The sequence below is a fragment of the Comamonas testosteroni genome (genome assembly GCF_000761245.1).
GTDB lineage: Bacteria > Pseudomonadota > Gammaproteobacteria > Burkholderiales > Burkholderiaceae_C > Comamonas > Comamonas testosteroni_C.
In genome coordinates, this window is record NZ_AWOR01000066.1 from 1 (window position 1) to 22,998 (window position 22,998).

A 22,998-nucleotide genomic window follows, 5' to 3' on the forward strand; every position below is an offset into this window, starting at 1 on the left:
ATAGTCTAGGCGGACAGATCAACGCGCCTGCATCGTTTTGATATTTGTAGTATCATTTAAATATGGAAAAGCAAGCCGCAACATCGATCTTCGAATCCCTCTCCTCGGGCCTGCGCTTGGATGTGTTCAGGCTGTTGGTCAAGAAGGGGCCGGGCGGCATGGTGGCAGGCGAGATTGCTAACGCGCTGGACATACCGCCGGCCAACCTTTCATTTCACCTCAAGGCGCTGTCACAAGCTCATCTGGTGACGGTTGAGCAGGAGGGTCGCTTCCAACGTTACCGAGCGGACATCCCGTTAATGTTGGATTTGATTGCGTACCTCACCGAAGAATGCTGTTCGGGTAGCCCCGATCAATGCCTTGAACTGCGTACCGCCTCGAACTGCGCCAAGGAACTGTTACCCCCCCCTGTCAGCCACACCAATGAAAGCGACAACATGAATATCCTGTTTCTTTGTACCGGTAACTCCTGCCGTTCCATCTTGGCGGAAGCGACCTTCAACCACTTGGCTCCGACAGGATGGAAAGCGATGAGTGCGGGAAGTCAGCCGACAGGGACCGTCCATCCGCGCTCCCTGGCGCTCCTGGCACGTGAAGGTATCGATACAGACGGACTGCACAGTAAATCATGGGACAACCTGCCGCTGGCTCCGGATGTGGTCATCACCGTGTGCGCCAATGCCGCTGGGGAAACCTGTCCGGCGTATCTTGGCCCGGTACTGCGTGCGCATTGGGGTGTTGACGATCCCGCTCATGCCACAGGGACCGAAGCGGAAATCGAAGCAGCGTTCACGGCGGCCTACCGTATCTTGCGGCGTCGCATCGAAGCTTTCCTCGCGCTGCCGTTGGTGGAGCTTGCGCGCGACCGGACACGCTTGAAGGCGGAGCTGGATCGGATTGGGGCGCTTTCGGCGTAGTTTTTTTGACTGATATTTGAATACTTGATGGAGACTTTAAATGAAGAAGATCGAAGTGTTTGACCCATCGCTGTGTTGCAGCACCGGCGTCTGCGGCGTGGAGGTTGACCAAGCCTTGGTGACTTTTGCCGCTGATGTCGATTGGGCGAAGCAGAACGGCGCGCACATCGAGCGCTACAACCTGGCACAGCAGCCACAGACGTTTGCCGACAATGCGACCGTCAAAGGATTTTTGCAGCGCTCCGGTCAGGATGCGCTACCACTGATCCTGGTCGATGGTGAAGTGGCTCTCGCAGGACGTTATCCGAAGCGGGCTGAATTGGCCCTCTGGATCGGCATTGATCAACCGGCAGACGCCGCCAAACCGGCGACGGGCGGTTGCTGCTCCGGCCCGCGTGGCTGCTGCTGAACAACATGGAGAAAATGATGATGAAATTCCTGCAACTTCCTCCCCGCTTTCTGTTTTTCACAGGCAAGGGCGGCGTCGGCAAAACGTCGATTGCCTGTGCCACGGCCATTCAGTTGGCCGAAGCCGGAAAGCGCGTCCTCCTGGTTAGTACTGACCCGGCATCCAACGTTGGGCAGGTATTTAATGTTGATATCGGCAATCGCGTCACACCGATTCCGGCGGTTCCACGCCTTACTGCTCTGGAGATTGATCCCGAGGCAGCGGCCAGTGCCTATCGGGAACGCCTGGTCGGCCCGGTACGCGGCGTGCTTCCTGATGATGTGGTGAAGGGTATCGAAGAATCGTTGTCCGGTGCGTGTACCACCGAAATCGCCGCATTTGACGAGTTCACCGCACTGCTGACCAACACGGCACTTACGGCTGATTACGAGCACATCATCTTTGATACTGCGCCCACCGGCCACACCATCCGCTTGCTGCAACTGCCGGGCGCGTGGAGTGGTTTCCTGGAAGCTGGCAAGGGTGATGCCTCGTGCCTCGGCCCGCTGGCCGGTCTGGAAAAGCAGCGGAACCAGTACAAGGCGGCTGTTGAAGCCTTGGCCGATCCGCTGCAAACCCGTCTGGTGCTGGTCGCTCGCGCCCAGCAGGCGACCTTGCGCGAGGTAGCCCGAACCCACGAAGAACTGGCAGCCATAGGCCTCAAACAGCAACATCTCGTCATCAACGGCATCCTGCCGCACGTCGAAGCCGCTACCGACCCGCTGGCCGCAGCAATCCACGAACGGGAACAAACGGCGCTGAAGAACATCCCGACTACGTTGACTGCGCTTCCGCGTGATCATGTAGAACTCAAGCCCTTCAATCTCGTCGGCCTTGAAGCACTGCGGCAGTTGCTGACCGACCTTCCTCCACAAGCACCCGCAGCGGTTGATTCCCCGATCGAACTCGACGAGCCCGGCATGGCCGACCTGATCGACGGCATCGCGGCGGATGGACACGGGCTGGTCATGTTGATGGGCAAGGGTGGTGTAGGCAAGACAACCCTGGCGGCCGCCATCGCGGTCGAACTGGCACATCGAGGCTTACCGGTGCATCTGACGACCTCCGATCCTGCTGCCCACTTGACCGATACCCTGGATTCCTCACTCGACAATCTGACCGTGAGCCGAATCGATCCGCATGCAGAGACCGAGCGCTATCGCCAGCACGTGCTGGAAACCAAGGGCGCTCAACTCGATGCCGAAGGCCGCGCGCTGTTGGAAGAGGATCTTCGTTCGCCTTGCACGGAAGAGATTGCGGTCTTCCAGGCGTTCTCCCGCATCATTCGCGAGGCCGGGAAAAAGTTCGTCGTCATGGACACGGCCCCGACCGGGCACACCTTGCTCCTGCTCGACGCGACGGGTGCGTATCACCGCGAAGTGTCACGACAAATGGGCAAGACCGGCGTGCACTTCACGACGCCGATGATGCAATTGCAGGATCCGAAGCAGACGAAGGTACTCGTCGTCACGCTGGCAGAGACGACGCCGGTACTGGAGGCCGCCAACCTGCAAGCTGACTTGCGCCGTGCCGGGATCGAGCCATGGGCCTGGATCATCAACACAAGTGTGGCGGCGTCTTTGGCCAAGTCGCCGTTACTGCGTCAGCGTGCGGCCAACGAGCTACGCGAAATCAGCGCTGTGGCGAATCAGCACGCGGCCCGTTACGCGGTTGTTCCGCTTCTGAAGGAAGAACCGATCGGCGCAGAACGACTGCGTGCGCTTGTCAAGGTGAACGTCAAATGATGCCTTCTACTGTCACCCCTGAATTCCCCGCAGCCGGGGAATTCCATCTCAGTCTGCGCGTCGCCGATCTGGGTCGCAGCACCCGCTTTTACAGCGCCTTTCTGGGTGTCTCGCCCAAAGACAGCACGGCGCGGTACAGCACCTTCATCGTGCCGCATCTGCGACTCAACCTGGTATTGCTGGTCAATGATCGCGACGAAGCACTCGACACCTACAGCCTTTACCACTTGGGCTTGGGTGTGGCCGGAAAAGCCGAAATGCTCGCTGCCTATCACGCCGCCGTGGCGGTGGGTGCCGAGATCGTCAAACCGCCGCGCACGACTTGGCGCGGCATCCCGTTACACGAGCTGTGGCTGCGCGACCCCACCGGCTACCTCATCGAGGTCTACGCCCGCTTGACCGATGAAGAACTCGCAGAAATGCCTGCGGACAAGGAGCCGGTATTCCTGCTCGATGGGCAAACCGAGCAATCTGAGCACCAAACCAAGGAGATTGACCACGTTGATCCGGAACTACATGACGCCCGATCCGGTAACCGTTCAACCTGAAACTCCGGTTGAGGACATCGCAAGACTGCTGCTGGCTCATCGCATCAACGGCGTACCGGTGGTCGACGGCGCGGGTCGGCTGATCGGCGTTGTGACCGCGGACTTGATTCACCGGGGAGCGGACGAACGGCTTGAACCCCGTGAATCGATTTGGAAGGAGAACTCCTGGATTTCCTTTCTTGGCCCAAAGGGGACACAGCGCGACAAGGCCGAGGGGCGTACTGCCGCAGAGGTAATGACCACGGAAGTGCACAGCGTCGCGCCTGTCATGCATCCGTCCGTTGCAGTCCGGCTGATGGTGGATCATCACTTGACATCCCTTCCTGTCGTGGAGGATGGGAAAGTGATCGGCGTCATCTCCCGGATTGACCTCTTAAGCCTTCTTAAAGAACTCGAAAACCCCCTGAAAAGAGAGAATTGACATGATTGCCGCACTACTGATTTTTTTTGCCACTATCGCCCTGGTGATCTGGCAGCCGCGCGGGCTGGGCATTGGCTGGAGTGCGACGCTTGGCGCTGTCGTGGCATTACTGTCCGGTGTCGTTCACATCGGTGACATTCCTGTCGTCTGGCAGATCGTCTGGAACGCCACAGCCGCATTCATTGCCATCATCATCATTAGCCTGTTACTCGATGAGGCTGGCTTTTTCGAATGGGCAGCCTTGCACGTCGCACGCTGGGGCGGAGGGAAAGGACGTCTGCTGTTTGCGCTGATCATCCTGCTGGGTGCAGCCGTCGCCGCGCTTTTTGCCAACGATGGCGCAGCGCTGATTCTCACGCCAATCGTCATGGCCATGTTGTTGGCACTGGGTTTCACTCCGGCCGGAACGCTCGCCTTTGTCATGGCAGCCGGTTTCATCGCAGATGCCGCCAGCCTGCCGCTTGTCGTATCCAACCTGGTCAACATCGTCTCTGCCGACTTTTTCAATATCGGGTTCAATGACTACGCTGCGGTGATGGTTCCAGTGAATATTGTCGCCATCATTGCCTCTCTGGCCGTGCTGTCGATCTATTTCCGCCGCAGCATCCCCGCACGCTACGACGTGAATCAGTTGAAACAGCCGAATGAGGCCATTCGCGATGTGGCTACGTTTCGTTTCGGCTGGGTGGTTCTGGCCCTGCTGCTGGTCGGATTCTTCGGCCTTGAGCCGCTAGGCGTGCCGGTTAGCGCCGTGGCTGCCGCAGGCGCCCTGCTGTTGCTCGTCGTCGCTGCGCGCGGGCATGTCATCAGCACCCGCAAGGTGATCCGTGAAGCGCCTTGGCAAATTGTCGTTTTCTCGCTGGGAATGTATCTCGTGGTCTATGGGTTGCGTAACCAAGGCCTGACGGAGCATATCGCAAGGCTGCTGGATTACTTCGCACAAGGCGGTGTATGGGGCGCCGCCTTTGGAACTGGCTTCCTCACAGCGCTGCTGTCCTCGGCCATGAACAACATGCCGACGGTACTGGTGGGCGCCCTGTCCATTGATGCCACAAGCGCAACGGGCGTGGTAAAGGACGCGATGATCTACGCCAATGTGATCGGTAGTGACCTGGGGCCAAAGGTCACCCCGATCGGCTCGCTGGCGACGTTGCTTTGGCTGCATGTGCTGGCGCGCAAGGGAATGACAATCACATGGGGGTATTACTTCAAGGTGGGCATTGTGCTAACCGTCCCCGTACTTGCGGCGACCCTGGCAGCGCTGGCACTGCGCCTGAGTCTCGCTTAATGCGAGCGGAGCGCTGTTTGCGGACATGCATGCAGTATTGGAGTAAAGAAGGGTGAGCGGCTTGGCGTATGGCTATTCTTTTGAGTGCGGTCATCGGGATACCGCTCTATATCGCCTTTTTTAGCGGAACTGGATTTACTCGGCCATAGAAAGAAAAAGAGCATCCATGCCACGCCGTTCGATCCTGTCCGCCGCCGAGCGTGACAACCTGCTGGCATTGCCGGACGCCAAGGAAGAACTGATCCGTCACTACACGTTCAGCGACACCGACCTGTCCATCATCCGGCAGAGGCGCGGTCCGGTCAACCGGCTGGGCTTCGCCGTGCAGCTCTGCTACCTGCGCTTTCCTGGTGTCATCCTTGGCGTCGATGAGCCACCGTTTTCGCCCTTGTTGAAGCTGGTCGCCGACCAGCTCAAGGTCAGCATCGAAAGCTGGGACGAGTACGGCCAGCGGGAACAGACACGGCGCGAGCACCTGGTGGAGCTTCAAACGGTGTTCGGCTTCCAGCCCTTCACCATGAGCCACTATCGGCAGGCCGTTCAGTTGCTGACCGAGCTGGCCATGCAGACCGACAAGGGCGTCGTGCTGGCCAGCGCCTTGATCGAGCACCTGCGGCGGCAGTCGGTCATTCTGCCCTCCCTCAACGCCGTCGAACGAGCGACCGCCGAAGCGATTACCCGCGCGAACCGGCGCATCTACGATGCCCTGGCCGAACCGCTATCGGACGCGCATCGCCGCCGCCTCGACGATCTGCTCAAACGCCGGGACAACGGCAAGACGACCTGGTTGGCCTGGCTGCGCCAGTCACCGGCCAAGCCGAATTCCAGGCACATGCTCGAACACATCGAACGCCTCAAGGCGTGGCAGGCGCTCGACTTGCCTTCGGGCATCGAGCGCTTGGTTCACCAGAATCGGCTGCTCAAGATCGCCCGCGAGGGCGGTCAGATGACGCCCACGGACCTGGCCAAGTTCGAGGCGCAGCGCCGCTACGCGACCCTGGTGGCGCTCGCCATCGAGGGCATGGCCACCGTCACCGACGAAATCATCGACCTGCATGACCGCATCCTGGGCAAGCTGTTCAACGCCGCCAAGAACAAGCATCAGCAGCAGTTCCAGGCGTCCGGCAAGGCGATCAACGCCAAGGTGCGGCTGTTCGGGCGCATCGGTCAGGCGCTGATCGAGGCCAAGCAAGCAGGCCGCGATCCGTTCGCCGCCATCGAGGCCGTCATGTCCTGGGATGCCTTCGCCGAGAGCGTCACCGAAGCGCAGAAGCTCGCGCAGCCCGAGGACTTCGATTTCTTGCACCGCATCGGCGAGAGCTACGCCACGCTGCGCCGCTACGCGCCGGAATTTCTCGGCGTGCTCAAGCTGCGGGCCGCGCCTGCCGCCAAGGACGTACTCGACGCCATCGAGGTGCTGCGCGGCATGAACAGCGACAACGCCCGCAAGGTGCCTGCCGACGCGCCGACCGACTTCATCAAGCCGCGCTGGCCGAGCTGGTCAACGCGCAGTTCCGGCATCCCTTCGCCGAGCACTGGGGCGGCGGCACCACGTCGTCATCGGACGGCCAGAACTTCCGCACCGGCAACAAGGCCGAGAGCACCGGCCACATCAACCCGAAATACGGCAGCAGCCCAGGGCGGACGTTCTACACCCACATTTCTGACCAGTACGCGCCATTCCACACCAAGGTCGTGAACGTCGGCGTGCGCGATTCAACCTACGTGCTCGACGGGCTGCTGTACCACGAATCCGACCTGCGCATCGAGGAGCACTACACCGACACAGCGGGCTTCACCGATCACGTCTTCGCCCTGATGCACCTTTTGGGCTTCCGCTTCGCCCCGCGCATCCGCGACCTGGGCGACACCAAGCTCTACATCCCGAAGGGCGATGCCGCCTATGACGCGCTGAAGCCCATGATCGGCGGCCCGCTCAACATCAAGCACGTCCGCGCCCATTGGGACGAAATTTTGCGGCTGGCCACCTCGATCAAGCAGGGCACGGTGACCGCCTCATTGATGCTGCGGAAACTCGGCAGCTACCCGCGCCAGAACGGCCTGGCCGTGGCTCTGCGTGAGCTGGGCCGCATCGAGCGCACGCTGTTCATCCTGGACTGGCTGCAAAGCGTCGAGCTGCGTCGCCGCGTGCATGCCGGGCTGAACAAAGGCGAGGCGCGCAACGCGCTGGCTCGCGCCGTGTTCTTCAACCGCCTGGGCGAAATCCGTGACCGCAGCTTCGAGCAGCAGCGCTACCGGGCCAGCGGCCTCAACCTGGTGACGGCAGCCATCGTGCTGTGGAACACGGTTTATCTGGAACGGGCCGCGAATGCCCTGCGTGGCCACGGCAAGCCCGTTGATGACTCTCTATTGCAGTATCTGTCGCCACTGGGATGGGAACACGTCAACCTGACCGGCGATTACCTCTGGCGCAGCAGCGCCAAGATCGGCGCGGGCAAGTTCAGGCCGCTACGGCCGCTGCAACCAGCTTAACGTGCTTTATTTTCCGTTTTCTGAGACGACCCCATCACGAACGCCAGGGTGGCGCCGGGGCTGAAGCCCAGTGCCACCAGCATGGCGATCACGATGGGGGTGAGGATGAGGGCCGCGCCGTCGTTGGCGAACACGGCCGCCACGGCCGCGCCCAGCAGCACGCTGAGCGCGAACAGCATGCGGCCGCTGCCGCGCCCCCAGCGCGCCACGTGCAGGGCCGCCCACTCGAAGAAGCCCGCCTCGTCGAGCAGCAGGCTGACGATGATGATGGCGATGAAGGCGGCCGTGGCGTTCCACACGATCTGCCAGACCACGGCGATGTCGGACACCTGCACGACGCCGGTGAGCAGCGCCACGGCGGCGCCCGCGCTGGCGCTCCAGCCGATGCCCAGCCCGCGCGGCTGCCAGATGACCAGCGCGATGGTGGCTATGAATATTGACAGAGCCAGAAGCATCTGCATTCTCTTTCTTGTTGCTTGCGTGAGGACACTCAAGATCCGGGGATCATGAGCAAAACGCGCGAGGGTTTGTTGAACGGCGATTGGGCAAGCTGCTCGCCCTACGGGCGAGAGAAAAGCGCCCAGCGCTTGAATATTTCAATAGTAGTTGCATAATTGATTTCATGCAACCTTCTCAACCAATCACGATCTTCCACAACCCGGCGTGCGGTACGTCGCGCAACGTGCTGGCCATGATCCGCCACGCCGGCATCGAGCCTACTGTCATCGAGTACCTCAAGACGCCTCCCAGCCGCGAGAAGCTGATTGAACTGCTCGCCGACATGGGCATCCCCGCGCGCGCGCTGCTGCGGCAAAAGGGCACGCCTTATGACGAGCTGGGCCTGCAGGAACCTGCTCTGTCCGACGAGCAGTTGATCGATGCCATGCTGGCCCACCCGATCCTGATCAACCGGCCCATCGTCGTGGCGCCTGCGGGCACCCGGCTGTGCCGCCCCTCCGAAGCGGTGCTGGACTTGCTGCCAGCGTTGCCCGGCCCGTTTGCCAAGGAAGACGGCGAGCTGGTTATCGACGCACAAGGGAAGCGGGTAGCCTGAGATCCCGCGGGCCAGGCTGCTCTGGCAGCCGACTTTCGGCTGGTGGCGCTGCGGGTAGCAATCGGCCTGCAGTGCTGACATGCCGTACGTCCAGTCCCTGGGCTGCATAGATCGTGAACTCCGCCAGGTTCTTCGCATGGGCTCCAATGCGCTCGATGGCCTTGGCTGCAAACAGCAGGTTCAGGCCTGCCTGGATGCAGGCAGGATCGTCTGCCATGTGACTGGCCATGGAGCGTAAGAACTCCTCCAGCGCGGCCTTGATCGCCAAGTCCTCGGTGAGCGAGTTCAAGGCGGAGGGGGCATCCATCCTTGCAAGCGCATCCAGCGAATTACGCAGTTGGACGGCCGCCAACCCTCCCGCGAACCGAAGGCCCGATGTGGGAAAGTCTTGGCTGCAGCTGTGTTCGCGCATGGCCCTGGCCATGCACGCTATTTTTACCGCCTCATCCCCCGCCCGTTCGAGGTTGGCCGTGGTCTTCGACAGCGCCATGAGCAGCCGCAGGTCCACAGCTGTCGGTTGTCTGCGGCTGATGATTGCGCACACTTCGCGGTCAATCTCCAGCTCCAGGGCATTCACGTCCCGCTCCCTGTGCAACACCCTGTCGACCACCTCGGGGGGGGGGAACGCCACGCAATACAACGCCTGTGCCACCTGGTTCTCCACCAAGCCGCCCATGCTCAGCACCCGGCGGGTGAGGTCTTCGAGCTCGGCGTCAAACTGATGGTCCAGGTGCCGGCGGGGCATCGGGGCATTCAACCGAAACGGCCCGTGACGTAGTCTTCGGTTTCGCGCCGGCGCGGCTTCATGAACACGTCCTTGGTCATGCCGAACTCGACCAGCTCGCCCAGGTACATGTAGGCGGTGTAGTCGGACACCCGTGCGGCCTGCTGCATGTTGTGGGTCACGATCAGCACGGTGACCTTGGACTTCATTTCTGCAATCAGCTCCTCGATGCTGCTGGTGGCGATCGGGTCGAGCGCAGAAGTCGGCTCGTCGAACAGGATGAGCTCAGGGTCGGTTGCCAGCGATCTGGCGATGCACAGGCGCTGCTGCTGGCCACCCGACAGGTTCATGGCCAACTCGCCCAGGCGGTCCTTCACTTCGTTCCAGAGCGCGGCGCTTTTCAAGGCGGCCTCCACCTTGTCCTCCATGTAGCTGCCCGACTTTTCTCCGCGCACCTTCAGGCCGTAGGCCACGTTTTCGAAAATCGACTTGGGAAACGGGTTGGGTTTCTGGAAGACCATGGAAATTCGCATGCGCACTTCGATGGGGTCCACCGCAGGGTCCAGCAGGTCCACATCGTCCGGCAGCAGGTGGATGCTGCCGCCGTACTTGTTTCCGGGGTACAGGTCGTGCATGCGATTGAAGCAGCGCAGGTACGTGGATTTTCCGCAGCCGCTGGGGCCAATCAGCGCAGTGACCTTGTTCTCGTAGACGGGCATGGAAATGCCCTTGAGTGCTTTGAAGTCGCCGTAGTGGAACTCCAGGTCGCGGGACTCGGCTTTCGTTGGCGGAACTGGCTCGTCTGCCTCTTGCACTGCGTCGTGCGCGGCCAAATGGCGATGTGGAGTTGGTTTCGTGATCATGGACAGTTCACCACTTGATGTTTTTGCGCAGGCGGTATCTCAACCAGATGGCCGCCGCGTTCATGCAAAGAGTCATAAGGACCAAAACAAAGCTGGCTGCAGCGGCGTTCTGGAGAAAGGCGGGGTCGGGCCGGGACGTCCAGTTGAAGATCTGGATCGGCATCACCGTGAAAGGTGACGTCAACCAATCAAACATTCCTGCCGGTGGCGTGCCGCTGAATGGAACCGGGGGCAGGAAGGCGATGAACGTCAATGCCCCGATGGTGATGATGGGCGCCGTCTCACCAATGGCACGGGACATGCCAATGATCACGCCCGTCAGGATGCCAGGCAGGCTATAGGGCACCAGGTGGTGGCTCACCACCTGGAACCTGGAGGCTCCGCAGGCGTATGCCCCTTCGCGGACATGAACCGGAATGGAGCGCAGCGCTTCCCGAGTGGTCGTGATGACAATGGGGAGTATCAGCAACGCCAGCGTCAGCCCGGCGGTCAGGATGCTCTGGCCAAGACCGAACGTATAGATGAACAGGCCCAGGGCGAGCAGGCCGTAGATGATGGATGGGACCCCGGCCAGGTTCGTGATGTTGATCTCGATGACATCGGTGAACCAGTTCTTGCGGGCGTACTCTTCCAGGTAGATGGCACTGCTGATGCCGATCGGAACCGCCACTGCAGCAGTCACCATCATCACCAGAATCGATCCCACCCACGAGGAGAGAATGCCCGCATTGGCCGCTCGGCGCGAGGGAAACGAGGTGAAGAACTCGACGCTCAGTCGCGGTATTCCCGTGATCGCCATGTCGAGGAACAGCACCAGGAGCGTCATCACTGCGACCATGATGGAGAGGATGCCCAGCGCGCCGAACAGCAGGTCCCAGCGCTTTCTGGTGCGTATCGACGCACGCAGCGCATTCGTCTTCGCGTTCATCAGTACACCTCCCGATAGCGGCGGCGCATCCAGTGGCCGATCAGATTGAATGTCAAGGTCAGCACCATCAGGGACAGCCCTGCGGCAAAGATCGTCTGGTAACCGACACTTCCGTGGGGAAGGTCGCCCAGTGCCACCTGCACGATGTACGCGGTGATCGTCGCTGCGGGTTCCAGGGGGTTGAGCGTGAGGTTGGGCTGCATGCCTGCTGCGACGGCCAGAATCATGGTCTCGCCGACCGCCCGCGAGATTCCGAGGATGTAGGCGGAGGCAATGCCGGATGTTGCGGCCGGCACTACGACCCGCATGGCTGTCTGCAGCCGCGTCCCGCCCATGGCATACGAGCCTTCGCGCAGGCTCATGGGAACCGCGCGCATCGCATCTTCTGCGAGCGAAGAGACGTAGGGGATGATCATCACCCCCATGACCAGGCCGGCGGACAGGATGTTGAACGTTGGCAGGCCCGGGTAGATCTTCTGGATCAGTGGCGTCACGAACATCAGGGCGAAGTAGCCGTAGATGATGGTGGGAATCCCGGACAGGATCTCCAATACCGGCTTGAGCACCTCCCGCACTCGGTGCTGAGCGAACTCTGACAGGTAGATGGCGATCATGGTGCCCAGCGGGATGGCCACGGCCAATGCCACCAGTGAGCTGGTCAGCGTTCCGGACATCAGCACCCAGATGCCGAAGTGGGCGTCAGAGAAAAGTGGTGTCCATTGCTTGTCGGTCAAGAACTGCCAGATTGGTACTGCGCGGAAAAAGACCACGGACTCTTTGACCAGGATGTAGACAATGCCGATGGTGGTGAATACGGACACGCACGCGCACATCAGAAGGACGAACTCGATGAGTGTTTCCTTTTGCTTGCGGATCTTCTTGTTGCGTGCATATTGGGCCAGTTTCGCCGCGCCCGTTGCACGGGGCGCGCTGGACCTGGCGCCAAGGGGGGCGGCTGGCAAAGTGCTCACTAGGGTGGTCCTGAATAAAGCTTTGGATGAGCCCACAGGCCTGTGACGCAGACCTGCGGGGTATGCCGTGCTTAGAGCTTGGCTTCGCGCTTTTGCAGCTCTTCGATAGTGACGCCGACTTCCGCAACGCCGCCGAACACCGTGCCCCTCTTGCCCTTGGCCAGATGCTCTTCGTTGTTCTTGTAGGCGTTGGCGGGCAGTGGCACGTACTTGACCTCCTTCATGATCCGCGAGCCTTCCTTCATGTAGAAGGCTACGAATTCCTTGACCTCAGGGCGCTCCAGCGACTTGGAATTCACGTAAATGAAGATGGGACGTGCCAGCGGCTGATAGGAGCCGTTGATGACGTTCTGCTCGTTGGGGGCGACGGCGGGCTTGCCGGCCTTTTCCACAATGGGCACTGCCTTGAGCGTGCTCTGGTTCTCGGCGTAATAAGCAAAACCCAGATAACCGATGGCATTTACGTCGCCTGCGACACCCTTGACCGTGACGTGGTCGTCTTCGGTGGCGGCATAGTCACCGCGACTGGCCTTGGCCTTCCCGTTGATCGCTTCGGTGAAGTAATCAAACGTACCGGAGTCCGAGCCCGCACCATACAACTTGAGAGGGGCATCAGGGAAGGCAGGGTTCACTTGCTTCCACGAGGTGATCTTGCCCTGTGCCGCAGGCTCCCACATCGTCTTGAGCTCTGCAACCGACAACTGCTTGAGGAAGGTGTTCTTTGGGTTGACCACGACGGTCAGTGCGTCAAAGCCCACGGGCAGTTCGAAATACTCAACGCCGGCGGCCTTGCAGGCGTCCATCTCGGCCTTCAGGATAGGGCGCGACGCATTGGAGATGTCCGTCTCGCCGCGGCAGAACTTCTTGAAGCCGCCACCCGTGCCAGAGATGCCGACGGTGACCTTCATGGCTCCCTTCTTCATCTTCTGGAAGTCTTCGGCAACGCCCTCGGTGGGAGGAAACACGGTTGAGGATCCATCGATCTTCACGACCTGTGCGTATCCAGGGACTGCGGTCAGCGACGCGAACGCTGCGCAAGCGAGCGCGAGCTTGAAGGACATTTTTTCCATGGGAGCCTCGATAGGTAGTTGGTAAATTGCCGACATAACTAGAAATGTGGATATGTCGAAGCGAATTCTGTGCAGGTTTGGTGACAAATTCGTGACAGGCCAAGGGCGAGTACGAGCGAAGATGCGAATCAGATCGCCACGAAACTGTCATATGCTCTGGCGATAATCTGCCGTTTAACTCCACATGTCACCATGTCTGGTGCTCCCGCGCATCCCTGATGAATACTGATCAAGCCGTCGTTGCCCTTGCCGCATTGGCTCAATCAACACGCCTGGGCATCTATCGCCTGCTCGTCGTGGCTGGCGAATCCGGGATGTCGGTCGGAAAGATCGGAGAACAACTCCAGCTGGCGCCTGCGACCTTGTCCTTCCACATGAAAGAGCTCACGCATGCGGGCTTGATCACTGGTCGGCAGGATGGGAAGTTCGTGTTCTATCGAGCACAGTTTCCGCGGATGAACGAGCTGCTGGCCTTCCTCGCCGAGCATTGCTGCAATGGCTCGCCGGAGGAATGCGGGATCGACTTGCCCCAGTGCGTGGAAGACAAGCTCGCCCAGACCCGGGACCTGGCAAAACAAACTACACCCCAGCCCTCCTGAGTTCCAGAGGTAGGCCGGTAGACGCCATGGCATTCATATGCCCTTTCCACGCGAGGTGATGCACGACATTACAACGATTGTTGTATAGTCGTCCTGTGGAAAAAACAGCTGCAACATCCGTTTTTGAATCGCTGTCCTCACCTGTGAGGCTCGATGTATTCCGTCTGCTTGTAAAGCAAGGCCCTGCCGGCATGGTCGCGGGGGAAATCTCCACTGCCTTGGACGTCCCTCCTACCAATCTGTCGTTCCACCTCAAGGCCATGACCCATGCTTCGTTGCTCACGGTCGAGCAGGAGGGGCGCTACCAGCGATATCGCGCCAACATCTCCGTCATGGTCGAGGTGATTGCCTACCTGACTGCGGAGTGCTGCGCCGGCAATCCAGGTCAGTGCGTCGAGCTGAGCGAGTCAGCGGGCTGCGGTGATGGCGTGGCGCCGATGGAGTCCCCCGCAAAGGCCAAGAGGTCTTCGAAGGTTGCAACTGTGGCCTGAGGCAGGACTCGACAGCCTGTCTTCTTTCGGTCATTATTTCAATGTTTAATGGAATATCGAAATGAAAACAATCCAAATTTTCGATCCTGCGATGTGCTGCAGTTCTGGGGTGTGTGGTGTGGATACCACCGTGAAATCGCGCGGCAGATGGACAGCGCCGGACTTCACTACACGACACCCCTCATGGATCTGCAGAACCCAGCCAAGACGAAAGTGATCGTGGTGACGCTGGCCGAGACCACACCTGTGCTGGAGGCAGCAAGCTTGCAATCTGACTTGAGACGCGCAGGCATCACCCCTTGGGCCTGGATCGTGAACAACAGCGTGGCGGCAGCCCGCCCTGGCTCCGCCTTGCTTCAGCAAAGAGCCCGCAACGAACTGCGGGAGATTGACGCAGTAGCCCACAAGCATGCCGACCGCTACGCCGTGGTTCGGTTGTTGAGAGAAGAACCGACTGGCATCGAGCGCCTGTCTGAATTGTCTGCAGACGGACTCGATCAAGAAGCCTCTTTGATCACGACCCCTGGCATGCGTCCCAAGGATTTCCCCTCCACCCCAACTGGCCAAGGAGCCTTCTCATGAGCGAAAAAATCTACAACGTGCTGTTCATCTGCACCCACAACTCTGCCCGCTCCATCCTGGCAGAGGCCATCTTGAATCAGTTCGGCGGGGGGCGATTCAAAGGCTACTCGGCTGGCAGTTTCCCCTCTGGAACAGTTAACCCGCTGGCACTTGCCACTCTGGAGCGGCTGCATGTGTCAGCTGTAGATGCCCGTAGCAAGAACTGGGAAGAGTTCGCTGCGCCAGGTGCTCCGCAACTAGACTTCGTGTTCACCGTGTGCGACAACGCCGCTGGCGAAGTCTGCCCCATCTGGCCGGGCCAGCCCATGAGTGCTCACTGGGGCGTACCGGATCCCTCCGCTGTCGAGGGAACTCCCGACGAGGTGGCGAAGGCTTTCCGCGACACGGCCCTTACCCTGAAGCGGCGCATTGAGTTGCTGCTGGCCTTGCCGCTGCACAAGCTAGACTCGCTGGCCATCAAGCGCCAAGTCGAGGATATCGGTCGCGCATAAGCACCACCACCAGCGCTTCATTTTCCAAGTCCATGACCACCCACATCCTGATACTTTGCACGCACAACTCCGCGCGTAGCGTGCTGGCCGAAGGCATGCTCAACCACCTGGCAACCGTGCGCGGCCTGGACGTGCGGGCCCACAGCGCCGGCAGCGCCCCGAGCGGCCGCATCAACCCCCTGGCGCTCGAAGCGCTGGCCAGCGCGGGCGTCAGGACGGACGCCTTTCGCAGCAAGAGCTGGGACGAGTTCACCGCCGCCGATGCGCCGGTGATGCGCATCGTCATCACCGTCTGCGACAGCGCGGCCAGCGAGGTCTGCCCGTACTGGCCGGGCACGCCCATCCAGATGCACACAGTAGGCCAAGGCCGAGTTGAAGAGCACCTGTTGGGCAGCACGCCGCCCAAGATCACAGTCCAGCGGAGCAAACGCGCCGGCGGTGCGCCACTGCGGGTGTACCGGTTGGCCGCAGAGTAATGCGGGAGATTATTTCGCTGATTTCGCCGACTGCTCTACGATCTTAAACCGTCAAGGTCGCCTAGAACAGACGGTCGTCAAAGCGCCTTTCCCCAAGACGCACAAGTAAGAGAGTAAGGTTGCCGAACCACTTGAACTGTGGAGTGTGTGATGCCGAAGCGTTCGTGCAATGTCTCCGCGATGTTTTGAAAAAATGCGTCATCTGCTGACCCATCGGGCATCACCAAGTGTGCCGTCATTGCCGCCTGTTTTGTGTCCAGCCCCCAAATGTGTAGGTCGTGAACAAACTGTACACCCGGCAATCCTGCCAGGTAGTCGTGCACAGCCTGCGCATCGATATCGTCGGGCACCCCATCAAAAAGTAGGTGTAAAGACTGCTTGAACAGGCCCCAGGTACCCCAGACGATAATGGCCGCGATGAGCAGACTGACCACGGGGTCCAGCCAGGGCCATCCCATCCACAGTGTGAGTGCTCCAGCCACCACCACTCCGGCAGATACCAGCGCATCAGCCGCCATGTGCAGGAAAGCCCCCCGGATGTTCAGGTCGGTATCGCGACCGCGCATGAACAGCAGGGCTGTTGCGGCATTGATGAGGATGCCTACACCTGCAACCGCCATGATCGTCGCTCCTTCATGACCATTCGCCTCTTCCGGTGACATAAGGCGTCCGACCGCTTCCCAGCCGAGCGCACCCATAGCCACAAGTAGGAGCAATGCATTGGCAAATGCCGCGAGGATGCTGCCCTTCTTCCAGCCGTAAGTGTGACGCAGATTTGCCTGCAGTTTGCCAGCCAGCGCGCCACCCCACGCGAGTACCAAACCTGCCACATCGCTCAGATTGTGACCGGCGTCCGCCAGCAAGGCCAACGAGTCGATCTTCCAGCCATAGAATGCTTCGATTCCGACAAAGGACAGATTCAGCGCAATGCCGACAGCAAAGGCCTTGTCGAAACTGGCGGGCGTGTGGCTATGGTCGTGTTCGGCGCTCATTCAGCGAACCCCTTCTGGGCTTCGCAATGCCTCACTCAATTGATCTGCTAGTTCAGACCAGTTCGAGTCCTGCTCCAGCGCTTCGCGCAAAAAGCTGGCCTGTGCGGGCGTCCAAAACGGCGCATTGGGTAGCTCGATGTCCGGAGCCACTGGCCTGTGCTCCGCCAGGAATTGGTGAATTTCATGCGGCTGGTTGGGAAGTCCCAACTGGACGAACAGATCATGAAAACGGTGAATGGCAAACTCCATGCTCAACTCCTTACGCCCGACGCATGACACCCGCGAGGTCGGTGCCCGGTGTCACCGTGTTAAACACCGTTCCGTACTTCTTCACGTTGTCGTGCAACAGGTCAATACGTCGATCGGATTCATCGGTGTCCACAACGATTTCGTATCGGATGCTCTCCATTTTGGGTGGCACATCCTGGCGCACGCCGTCCACGATCACCTGCACACCGCGCAACTCAAACTTGAGGATGGGTACCACGCGCTCGATGCCCTTGATCATGCAGGCCGACAGCGCGGCCAGCAGCAGCTCGGCAGGGTTGAAGGCATGGGGATTGCCTCCCATGTCGGTGTCGAGTGTGATGCTCGCCAATTTGCAGGTGGACTCGCTGCGATGGGCATCGATTCGGCGTGATTCGACATGAAAACGCATCTTGACCGGGGTGTCGCTCATTCAACTACTCCTTGGTAGGCGATGGAGCGCAGCAACCCGTCGACGAGGCTGCCGGTGCCGTGCTGCCACAGAAGGTGCTGGCCGCAGATACTGGCTCGGCAGCCTCACCGCCACAGCACGAAGAAGTGGCCGTAGCTGCAGGTGCCTCGTAACGCTGGCCGATGACCGCGAAGCCCTTGCGCATCCACTTGAGCAGCCCCCCCTCCATGTTGCTCACGCGAGTGAAACCCTGGAACTGCAGGTAGTACGTGGCCTTGAGGCTGCGCTCGCCACTCTCGCAGACCAGCACGAGCTCGCGATCCTTGGGCAGTTCGCCCCAGCGCTGTTCCATCTCGAACAGTGGAATGTTCACGATGGCGGGTACATCGAAGGCGAGACTTGCCACTTCAGTTCGCTCGCGCACGTCTACCAACAAGGCACCTTCTCTCACCAAGCGCTGAGTGGTGGTTGGACAGACCTGCTTGGCTTCTCCCAGCGTCTGATGGTCAATCATCTTGCGCTCCTTCAAGCTGTTAGCCATTGTTCGATCTTTTCGCGGCCGGGCACGCCACCAGCGTGCACCACCTTGCCGTCGATCACGACGCCCGGTGTCGACATGACGCCGTAGCCCATAATGTCGCGCAGCTCTTCCACCTTCTCCAACTTGACCTCAACACCCTTGGCTTTCGCCACCTGGTCGATTAGCGCAATGGTGCTCTTACAGTTGGCACAGCCAGTGCCGAGAACTTTGATCTCTTTCATCTCAATCTCCTCACAAAACCCAGTTGAAGACAAACCCCACGATCATGATGCCGGTCGCAACCACACCAATGAAAGTGGCGATCAGCCTGACTTTCAAAACCTTGCGCAAGATGACCATCTCGGGCAGCGACAACGCGATCACGCTCATCATGAAAGCCAGCACTGTGCCCAGCGCCGCGCCTTTTGCCAGCAGGGCCTGCACGATGGGAATGACACCCGCTGCATTGGTGTACATGGGCACACCGATCAGAACCGCCAGCGGCACTGACCACCAGGCATCCTTACCCATGAAACTGGCCATGAAATCCTCTGGCACCCAACCGTGGATGCCAGCGCCGATGGCGATACCGGCCAAGATGTAGGGCCAAACCTTGCCCACAATCTCGCGCACTGAGGCAAAACCCGCCTGCACCCGGTCGGCCAAGGTCGTCTCAGCGGCTTCAAATCCAGCCGACATTTTGGGCATGTCGCGCACCCAGTCTTCCAGGTGCGCCTCCATTTTGAGACGCCCAATGATCCAGCCCGCGACGACAGCTACCGACAGACCCAGACCAAGGTACAGCGCGGCGATCTTCCAGCCAAACAGGCTGAACAGCAGCGTCAGCGCTACCTCGTTAACCATGGGCGCGGAGATCAGGAACGAAAACGTTACGCCCAGCGGCACACCCGCCTGCACGAAGCCGATGAACAGCGGCACCGCCGAGCAGGAGCAGAACGGCGTTACGATGCCCAGGCTGGCCGCCATCATGTTGGCCACCCCTTCGCTTCGGCCGACCAGCAGCGCCCTTGTGCGTTCCGGCGTGAAGTAGCTGTTGACCATGCCCATGACGAACACCACACCGGTCAGTAGCAGCAAGACCTTGGGTGTGTCATAGAAGAAGAACTGAAGCGCACCGCCCAAATGGCTGTCACGCGCAACCGGCAGCGCAGCGACCAGCGCCTCCGAGGCGGGGATCAGTGATTGGTACAACCCCCACCAAAGCAGGGCTGCCACAATAAGGAACAGTGTTGGGTTGCGCTGGATCCAGCGCATGGCAAGGGTTGTCATCAATCTTCTCCGTTGCGTTTTTCAGCTAGGCGTTGGCCTGTGCTGAACGATTTGCAAAGAAGACGAATGAATCGACAAAAGGATTCAGGCAGGAGGACGAGGCGTGTGGCAGCAAACTTGCCCGGAGTCGTCGAATCTGACCTGACAGTTCAAAATCAGGCTCTCCCTGAGCCGTTTTCTGGCTCGAAGCAGGCGTGACTTGGTGGCGGCCAGAGTGAGCTGGTTGGCCTCTGCATAAGCCCGGGCAGTCTGTCCTTGAAGGTCGCAGGCAGCAATGATGTGTCGGTCTTCCGCATCCAGCGCTAAAAGGTTGAGCTCCATACATGCATCGAGCTCATCGACGGGTGCCCGCGCTGAGGTAGGGGCTGCTGCGAGCGATTCGGCCAACTCCTCCGATAATTCGGCATGGGGTTTGGCCAAGCGGGCCGCATCGATCAAAGCATTGCGCGCTACATGGAACAGCCACGCCTTTGGGTTCTCCAGTGAACAGAAGCCTTTACCTTGGCGCATGGCTTTGAGGAAGACCTCTTGCAGGAGGTCTTCAGTGGAATAACGATCCTGGGCACGAAGGATCAAGAACCCAAGCAACTCTCGCTCGTGCGCCTTCCAGGCACGCAAGACGCACTCAAAAACGTTGTCGTCTGTCACGCTATCGTGCCTCGTACCAGGGTTTGGAGGCGTTCACCACGCGCACGACCAGCAGCATCACCGGTACCTCGATCAGCACGCCGACCACGGTGGCCAGAGCCGCACCTGAGTGGAACCCGAACAGGCTGATCGCTGCTGCGACGGCCAACTCGAAGAAGTTGGATGCTCCAATCAAAGCCGAAGGGCAGGCGACATTGTGCTTCTCACCTACCAAGCGGTTCAGCCAGTAAGCCAATGCCGAATTAAAGAACACCTGAATCAAGATCGGCACGGCCAGTAGCGCTATGACCAGTGGCTGTTTCAGGATCGCCTCGCCTTGAAAGGCGAAGAGCAGAACGAGCGTGGCCAGCAGCGCAGTGATCGACCAAGGGCCAATTTTCGCCATCGCAGCATCGAATGCCTCTTGGCCTTTGGCCAAAAGCTGCTTGCGCAGGAGCTGGGCCAAGATGACGGGGATTACGATGTACAGAACGACGGACGTGATCAGCGTATCCCAAGGCACGGTGATAGCCGAGATGCCCAGCAGGAAGCCGACCAGAGGCGCAAAGGCCACCACCATGATGCTGTCGTTCAGCGCAACCTGTGACAGCGTGAACAGCGGGTCGCCATTGGTCAAGCGGCTCCATACGAATACCATCGCAGTGCATGGTGCGGCGGCCAGCAGGATCAGCCCAGCGATGTAGCTGTCGAGTTGGTCAGCGGGAAGCATCGGGGCAAACAGGTTGCGGATGAAAAACCATCCAAGGAACGCCATTGAGAACGGCTTGACCAGCCAGTTCACGAACAGCGTGACACCAATACCCCTGACGTGCTGCCGCACTTCGTGTAAGGCACCGAAGTCCACCTTGACCAACATCGGGATGATCATTACCCAGATCAGCAAGCCCACCGGGAGATTGACCTGCGCAATCTCCATGCGACCGATGGACTGAAACGCTGCGGGGAAGAATTGACCAAGGGCGATGCCAATGACGATGCAGAGGAATACCCAGACGGTCAGATAGCGCTCAAAGACGCTCATCGGCAGACCTGCCGATTTTTTCAGTGTGGTTTCACATTGAGCTGACAAAGCATGACTCCCCGTTATGCGTCACGTTGCTGACCCAGCTCTCTGAGCTTGGTTTGCAGCGACATGCGGTCAATTTTTTCGATAGGCAGGCTCATCAAGAGCCGGATGCGATTGGCGATCTGGAACTGAGCATGTGAAAACGCGCGGAGCTGTTTTTCACGGTCGCCCTCGACCTTGGTCGGGTCAGCAAATTGATGTAGGCCGAGGGCGCGGTGGCCACCTTGTTCACGATGATCCAGAAGTCGCCCATCACCTTGTCGAGCGACGTGCCCAGCGGCACCGGGTTGCGCTTGCTCAGGGCCTTCACCTGCACACCCACGAACCGGGAGGCATCCCGGCTGTAGGCAATGATGTCTACCCCTCGCGCGTTGCGCGCCGTGGGCATGACGTTCCAGCCCATCAGCGAGAGCCGGTAGCAGCAGTAGTACAGACCGACGTTGCCGGTCAGTTGAGGGTCGAGGGTTGGATGCAGGCTCACGAGAACAGCTCGGAATGCGTCCCGCTGCGCACGAAAACGACCAAGCCGCTTTTGCCCGAGTCGTCGAGCGTGTAGATCAGCAGGAAGTCGCCGCCGATGTGGCACTCACGATGGCCTGCCCAGTCACCCGTCAGCGGGTGGTCGAGCCATTCAGGCGGCAGCGGCCCGTCGTTGGCGATCAGCAGCGTCATGGCCTCTTTCAGCCGGTTCATGTCGTACCGGCCTGAGTGGGACAGGCGCTGCCAGTCCTTGAGGAAGTCCTTGGTGTAGTCCGACGCGCGAGGCAGGTTCGCCCGCTTACTTGCGGCTGGCTTCTTCGAGGTCATTCAGCAGAGCATCAGCGGTTGCGAAGCGAGCGCGACGGCTCTTGATGATCTCGCTGGCCTCGGCGATGGCGACGCGGCTGGTGGCGTTCGGTGCCTTGAGCGCGAAAGGCAGTTCCTTGTCGGCGACGACGCGGGTCAGGAAAACGCGGATCGCATCGGAGACGGTCAGGCCCATCGAGGCCAGCGTTTCCGCAGCCTGCGCCTTGACGTTCTCGTCCACGCGAACGTGAACCATAGTGGTGGTAGCAGCCATGACGGCCTCCTATTGCGACTGATTGAGATACATTGTATCGCACGCCGCGCACAATCGCAAGGCGACACCCCTCCCCCCCGGCTTCATGCGTGCATGTAGGTATATAGGTAGGTATATATATACCTACCTACAGCGACCACGGAAGGAGCTTGGCGATGTTGCGGGCATCGTCGAGGCCGCGATGGTGCGAGCCATCGAGCGGCAGGCCCACCATCTGCAACGCGCGGGCCATCCCCACTTCCTTGATCTTGCGGGCTTTGGCAAACCGGCGCTTGAGGTTGACATGCTCGAACGCTGCGAGCGGGTTCTGGATACCGTGCCGCTCGCAATCGCGGGCAAGCTGCTTGGCATCGAATTGGCCCCAACTGCCCCATGTTGCGCCCGGTGCCTGATGCCGTTGGGCGAAGCTGGCCAGCCTTGCTGCAACGGTCGGGAACAGCAAGGCCCCGTCCACGTCGGCCTGCTGGATGTTGGTGAGCTGCCGACAGAACGGCGTGAGTTGAGGGCGTACCACGGGGCGCACCAGCGCCTGCAACGTGTCGAGTACGCTGCCCTCAGCGGTGGCCCACACCGCGCCGATCTCAATGATCTCCATATCGCTTGCCGGGAGGCCATCGGCATCGTCGCAGGTGGCCTCAAGGTCGATGACCAGCAC

The 22,998-nt window shown here is 60.1% G+C and carries 28 protein-coding genes and 3 pseudogenes; 13 read left to right on the top strand and 18 right to left on the bottom strand.

The genetic code is table 11. From position 1 onward, the window contains the following. The first annotated feature begins 437 nt into the window (after positions 1–437). The 7 genes and pseudogenes from P353_RS29620 to P353_RS18625 all read left to right on the top strand — a co-directional run bounded on the left by P353_RS29620 (position 438) and on the right by P353_RS18625 (position 7,860). Entirely contained in the window at positions 438–917 is a 480-nt protein-coding gene (locus P353_RS29620; protein ID WP_003805882.1) for an arsenate reductase ArsC, read from the top strand. A gap of 40 nt (positions 918–957) precedes the next feature. Further along, positions 958–1,326 carry an arsenite efflux transporter metallochaperone ArsD gene (arsD, locus tag P353_RS18600; RefSeq protein ID WP_034372822.1) on the top strand — a complete coding sequence of 123 codons (369 nt, stop codon included), beginning with the start codon at positions 958–960 and terminating at the stop codon, positions 1,324–1,326. Between the two features lie 17 nt (positions 1,327–1,343). Next, positions 1,344–3,110, top strand: coding sequence for an arsenical pump-driving ATPase (gene arsA / locus P353_RS18605; protein WP_034372905.1), 1,767 nt, complete (start codon positions 1,344–1,346; stop codon positions 3,108–3,110). Further along, a complete protein-coding gene (locus P353_RS18610; RefSeq protein WP_232776700.1) occupies positions 3,107–3,658 on the top strand; it encodes a VOC family protein in 552 nt (183 codons plus the stop codon). Before arsA ends, P353_RS18610 begins: the two co-directional genes overlap by 4 nt. After that, complete coding sequence (locus P353_RS18615) at positions 3,627–4,079, top strand: CBS domain-containing protein (RefSeq protein WP_034372825.1); 453 nt, start codon at positions 3,627–3,629, stop codon at positions 4,077–4,079. Before P353_RS18610 ends, P353_RS18615 begins: the two co-directional genes overlap by 32 nt. 1 nt (position 4,080) lies before the next feature. Beyond that, positions 4,081–5,367 (top strand): arsenic transporter, encoded by a 1,287-nt coding sequence (locus P353_RS18620; RefSeq protein WP_034372827.1) that lies wholly within the window; start codon positions 4,081–4,083, stop codon positions 5,365–5,367. Positions 5,368–5,533: 166 nt separating this feature from the next. Then, positions 5,534–7,860 (top strand): annotated as a pseudogene (locus P353_RS18625) (Tn3 family transposase). 26 nt (positions 7,861–7,886) lie between these two features. Here the strand turns inward: P353_RS18625 and P353_RS18630 are convergent. After that, positions 7,887–8,315 (bottom strand): annotated as a pseudogene (locus P353_RS18630) (ArsB/NhaD family transporter); the annotation flags it as partial. A gap of 167 nt (positions 8,316–8,482) precedes the next feature. Here P353_RS18630 and arsC point away from each other — a divergent pair. Then, positions 8,483–8,914, top strand: a complete 432-nt coding sequence (arsC, locus tag P353_RS18635; protein WP_034372831.1) for an arsenate reductase (glutaredoxin) — start codon at positions 8,483–8,485, stop codon at positions 8,912–8,914. Here the strand turns inward: arsC and phoU are convergent. The 5 genes from phoU to P353_RS18660 form a co-directional block, all read right to left on the bottom strand. Further along, a complete protein-coding gene (gene phoU, locus P353_RS18640; RefSeq protein WP_052084933.1) occupies positions 8,883–9,659 on the bottom strand; it encodes a phosphate signaling complex protein PhoU in 777 nt (258 codons plus the stop codon). The genes arsC and phoU overlap by 32 nt on opposite strands. An 8-nt stretch (positions 9,660–9,667) precedes the next feature. Further along, positions 9,668–10,501 carry a phosphate ABC transporter ATP-binding protein PstB gene (gene pstB / locus P353_RS18645; RefSeq protein WP_232776703.1) on the bottom strand — a complete coding sequence of 278 codons (834 nt, stop codon included), beginning with the start codon at positions 10,499–10,501 and terminating at the stop codon, positions 9,668–9,670. Positions 10,502–10,508: 7 nt separating this feature from the next. Continuing rightward, positions 10,509–11,429 carry a phosphate ABC transporter permease PstA gene (gene pstA / locus P353_RS18650; RefSeq protein ID WP_034372833.1) on the bottom strand — a complete coding sequence of 307 codons (921 nt, stop codon included), beginning with the start codon at positions 11,427–11,429 and terminating at the stop codon, positions 10,509–10,511. Further along, the gene (gene pstC / locus P353_RS18655) at positions 11,429–12,400 is read right to left on the bottom strand and encodes a phosphate ABC transporter permease subunit PstC (protein WP_052084934.1); all 972 of its coding nucleotides are present in this window, start codon (positions 12,398–12,400) and stop codon (positions 11,429–11,431) included. The genes pstA and pstC overlap by 1 nt, the downstream gene beginning before the upstream one ends. A gap of 71 nt (positions 12,401–12,471) precedes the next feature. Further along, positions 12,472–13,470, bottom strand: coding sequence for a PstS family phosphate ABC transporter substrate-binding protein (locus P353_RS18660; protein WP_034372838.1), 999 nt, complete (start codon positions 13,468–13,470; stop codon positions 12,472–12,474). Between the two features lie 218 nt (positions 13,471–13,688). On the opposite strand from P353_RS18660, the gene P353_RS18665 reads away from it, so the two are divergent. From P353_RS18665 to P353_RS18685, 5 genes and pseudogenes are all read left to right on the top strand, one after another. After that, a complete protein-coding gene (locus P353_RS18665; protein ID WP_034372840.1) occupies positions 13,689–14,069 on the top strand; it encodes an ArsR/SmtB family transcription factor in 381 nt (126 codons plus the stop codon). Positions 14,070–14,164: 95 nt separating this feature from the next. Continuing rightward, positions 14,165–14,560: an ArsR/SmtB family transcription factor gene (locus tag P353_RS18670; protein WP_034372843.1), complete on the top strand. Its 396-nt coding sequence runs from the start codon at positions 14,165–14,167 to the stop codon at positions 14,558–14,560. A gap of 123 nt (positions 14,561–14,683) precedes the next feature. Next, positions 14,684–15,043: pseudogene (locus P353_RS18675) on the top strand (ArsA-related P-loop ATPase); the annotation flags it as partial. Positions 15,044–15,138: 95 nt separating this feature from the next. After that, positions 15,139–15,633, top strand: a complete 495-nt coding sequence (locus P353_RS18680) for an arsenate reductase ArsC (RefSeq protein ID WP_034372850.1) — start codon at positions 15,139–15,141, stop codon at positions 15,631–15,633. Positions 15,634–15,665: 32 nt separating this feature from the next. Continuing rightward, positions 15,666–16,109: an arsenate reductase ArsC gene (locus P353_RS18685; protein ID WP_080747092.1), complete on the top strand. Its 444-nt coding sequence runs from the start codon at positions 15,666–15,668 to the stop codon at positions 16,107–16,109. Positions 16,110–16,186: 77 nt separating this feature from the next. Here P353_RS18685 and P353_RS18690 read toward each other — a convergent pair whose 3' ends face one another. From P353_RS18690 to P353_RS18745, 12 genes are all read right to left on the bottom strand, one after another. Beyond that, positions 16,187–17,101 (bottom strand): cation diffusion facilitator family transporter, encoded by a 915-nt coding sequence (locus P353_RS18690; RefSeq protein WP_011911467.1) that lies wholly within the window; start codon positions 17,099–17,101, stop codon positions 16,187–16,189. Beyond that, positions 17,102–17,350, bottom strand: a complete 249-nt coding sequence (locus P353_RS18695) for a DUF2789 domain-containing protein (RefSeq protein ID WP_011911468.1) — start codon at positions 17,348–17,350, stop codon at positions 17,102–17,104. 10 nt (positions 17,351–17,360) lie between these two features. Continuing rightward, positions 17,361–17,780, bottom strand: a complete 420-nt coding sequence (locus P353_RS18700; RefSeq protein ID WP_011911469.1) for an OsmC family protein — start codon at positions 17,778–17,780, stop codon at positions 17,361–17,363. A gap of 4 nt (positions 17,781–17,784) precedes the next feature. Continuing rightward, positions 17,785–18,273, bottom strand: coding sequence for a rhodanese-like domain-containing protein (locus tag P353_RS18705; protein WP_011911470.1), 489 nt, complete (start codon positions 18,271–18,273; stop codon positions 17,785–17,787). Positions 18,274–18,284: 11 nt separating this feature from the next. Next, the gene (locus P353_RS18710; protein WP_011911471.1) at positions 18,285–18,521 is read right to left on the bottom strand and encodes a thioredoxin family protein; all 237 of its coding nucleotides are present in this window, start codon (positions 18,519–18,521) and stop codon (positions 18,285–18,287) included. 10 nt (positions 18,522–18,531) lie between these two features. Then, entirely contained in the window at positions 18,532–19,569 is a 1,038-nt protein-coding gene (locus P353_RS18715) for a permease (protein WP_034372859.1), read from the bottom strand. An 84-nt stretch (positions 19,570–19,653) separates the two neighbouring features. Then, positions 19,654–20,217, bottom strand: coding sequence for a sigma-70 family RNA polymerase sigma factor (locus tag P353_RS18720; protein ID WP_034372862.1), 564 nt, complete (start codon positions 20,215–20,217; stop codon positions 19,654–19,656). Position 20,218: 1 nt separating this feature from the next. Then, positions 20,219–21,238: an ACR3 family arsenite efflux transporter gene (gene arsB, locus P353_RS18725; RefSeq protein ID WP_034372864.1), complete on the bottom strand. Its 1,020-nt coding sequence runs from the start codon at positions 21,236–21,238 to the stop codon at positions 20,219–20,221. Positions 21,239–21,380: 142 nt separating this feature from the next. After that, positions 21,381–21,764 (bottom strand): hypothetical protein, encoded by a 384-nt coding sequence (locus P353_RS29625; RefSeq protein ID WP_052084935.1) that lies wholly within the window; start codon positions 21,762–21,764, stop codon positions 21,381–21,383. Further along, positions 21,761–22,090 (bottom strand): type II toxin-antitoxin system YafQ family toxin, encoded by a 330-nt coding sequence (locus P353_RS18735; protein ID WP_034372868.1) that lies wholly within the window; start codon positions 22,088–22,090, stop codon positions 21,761–21,763. Before P353_RS18735 ends, P353_RS29625 begins: the two co-directional genes overlap by 4 nt. Then, entirely contained in the window at positions 22,062–22,343 is a 282-nt protein-coding gene (locus P353_RS18740; RefSeq protein ID WP_034372871.1) for a type II toxin-antitoxin system RelB/DinJ family antitoxin, read from the bottom strand. The genes P353_RS18735 and P353_RS18740 overlap by 29 nt, the downstream gene beginning before the upstream one ends. Positions 22,344–22,470: 127 nt before the next feature. Continuing rightward, complete coding sequence (locus tag P353_RS18745; protein WP_332835655.1) at positions 22,471–22,998, bottom strand: 3'-5' exonuclease; 528 nt, start codon at positions 22,996–22,998, stop codon at positions 22,471–22,473.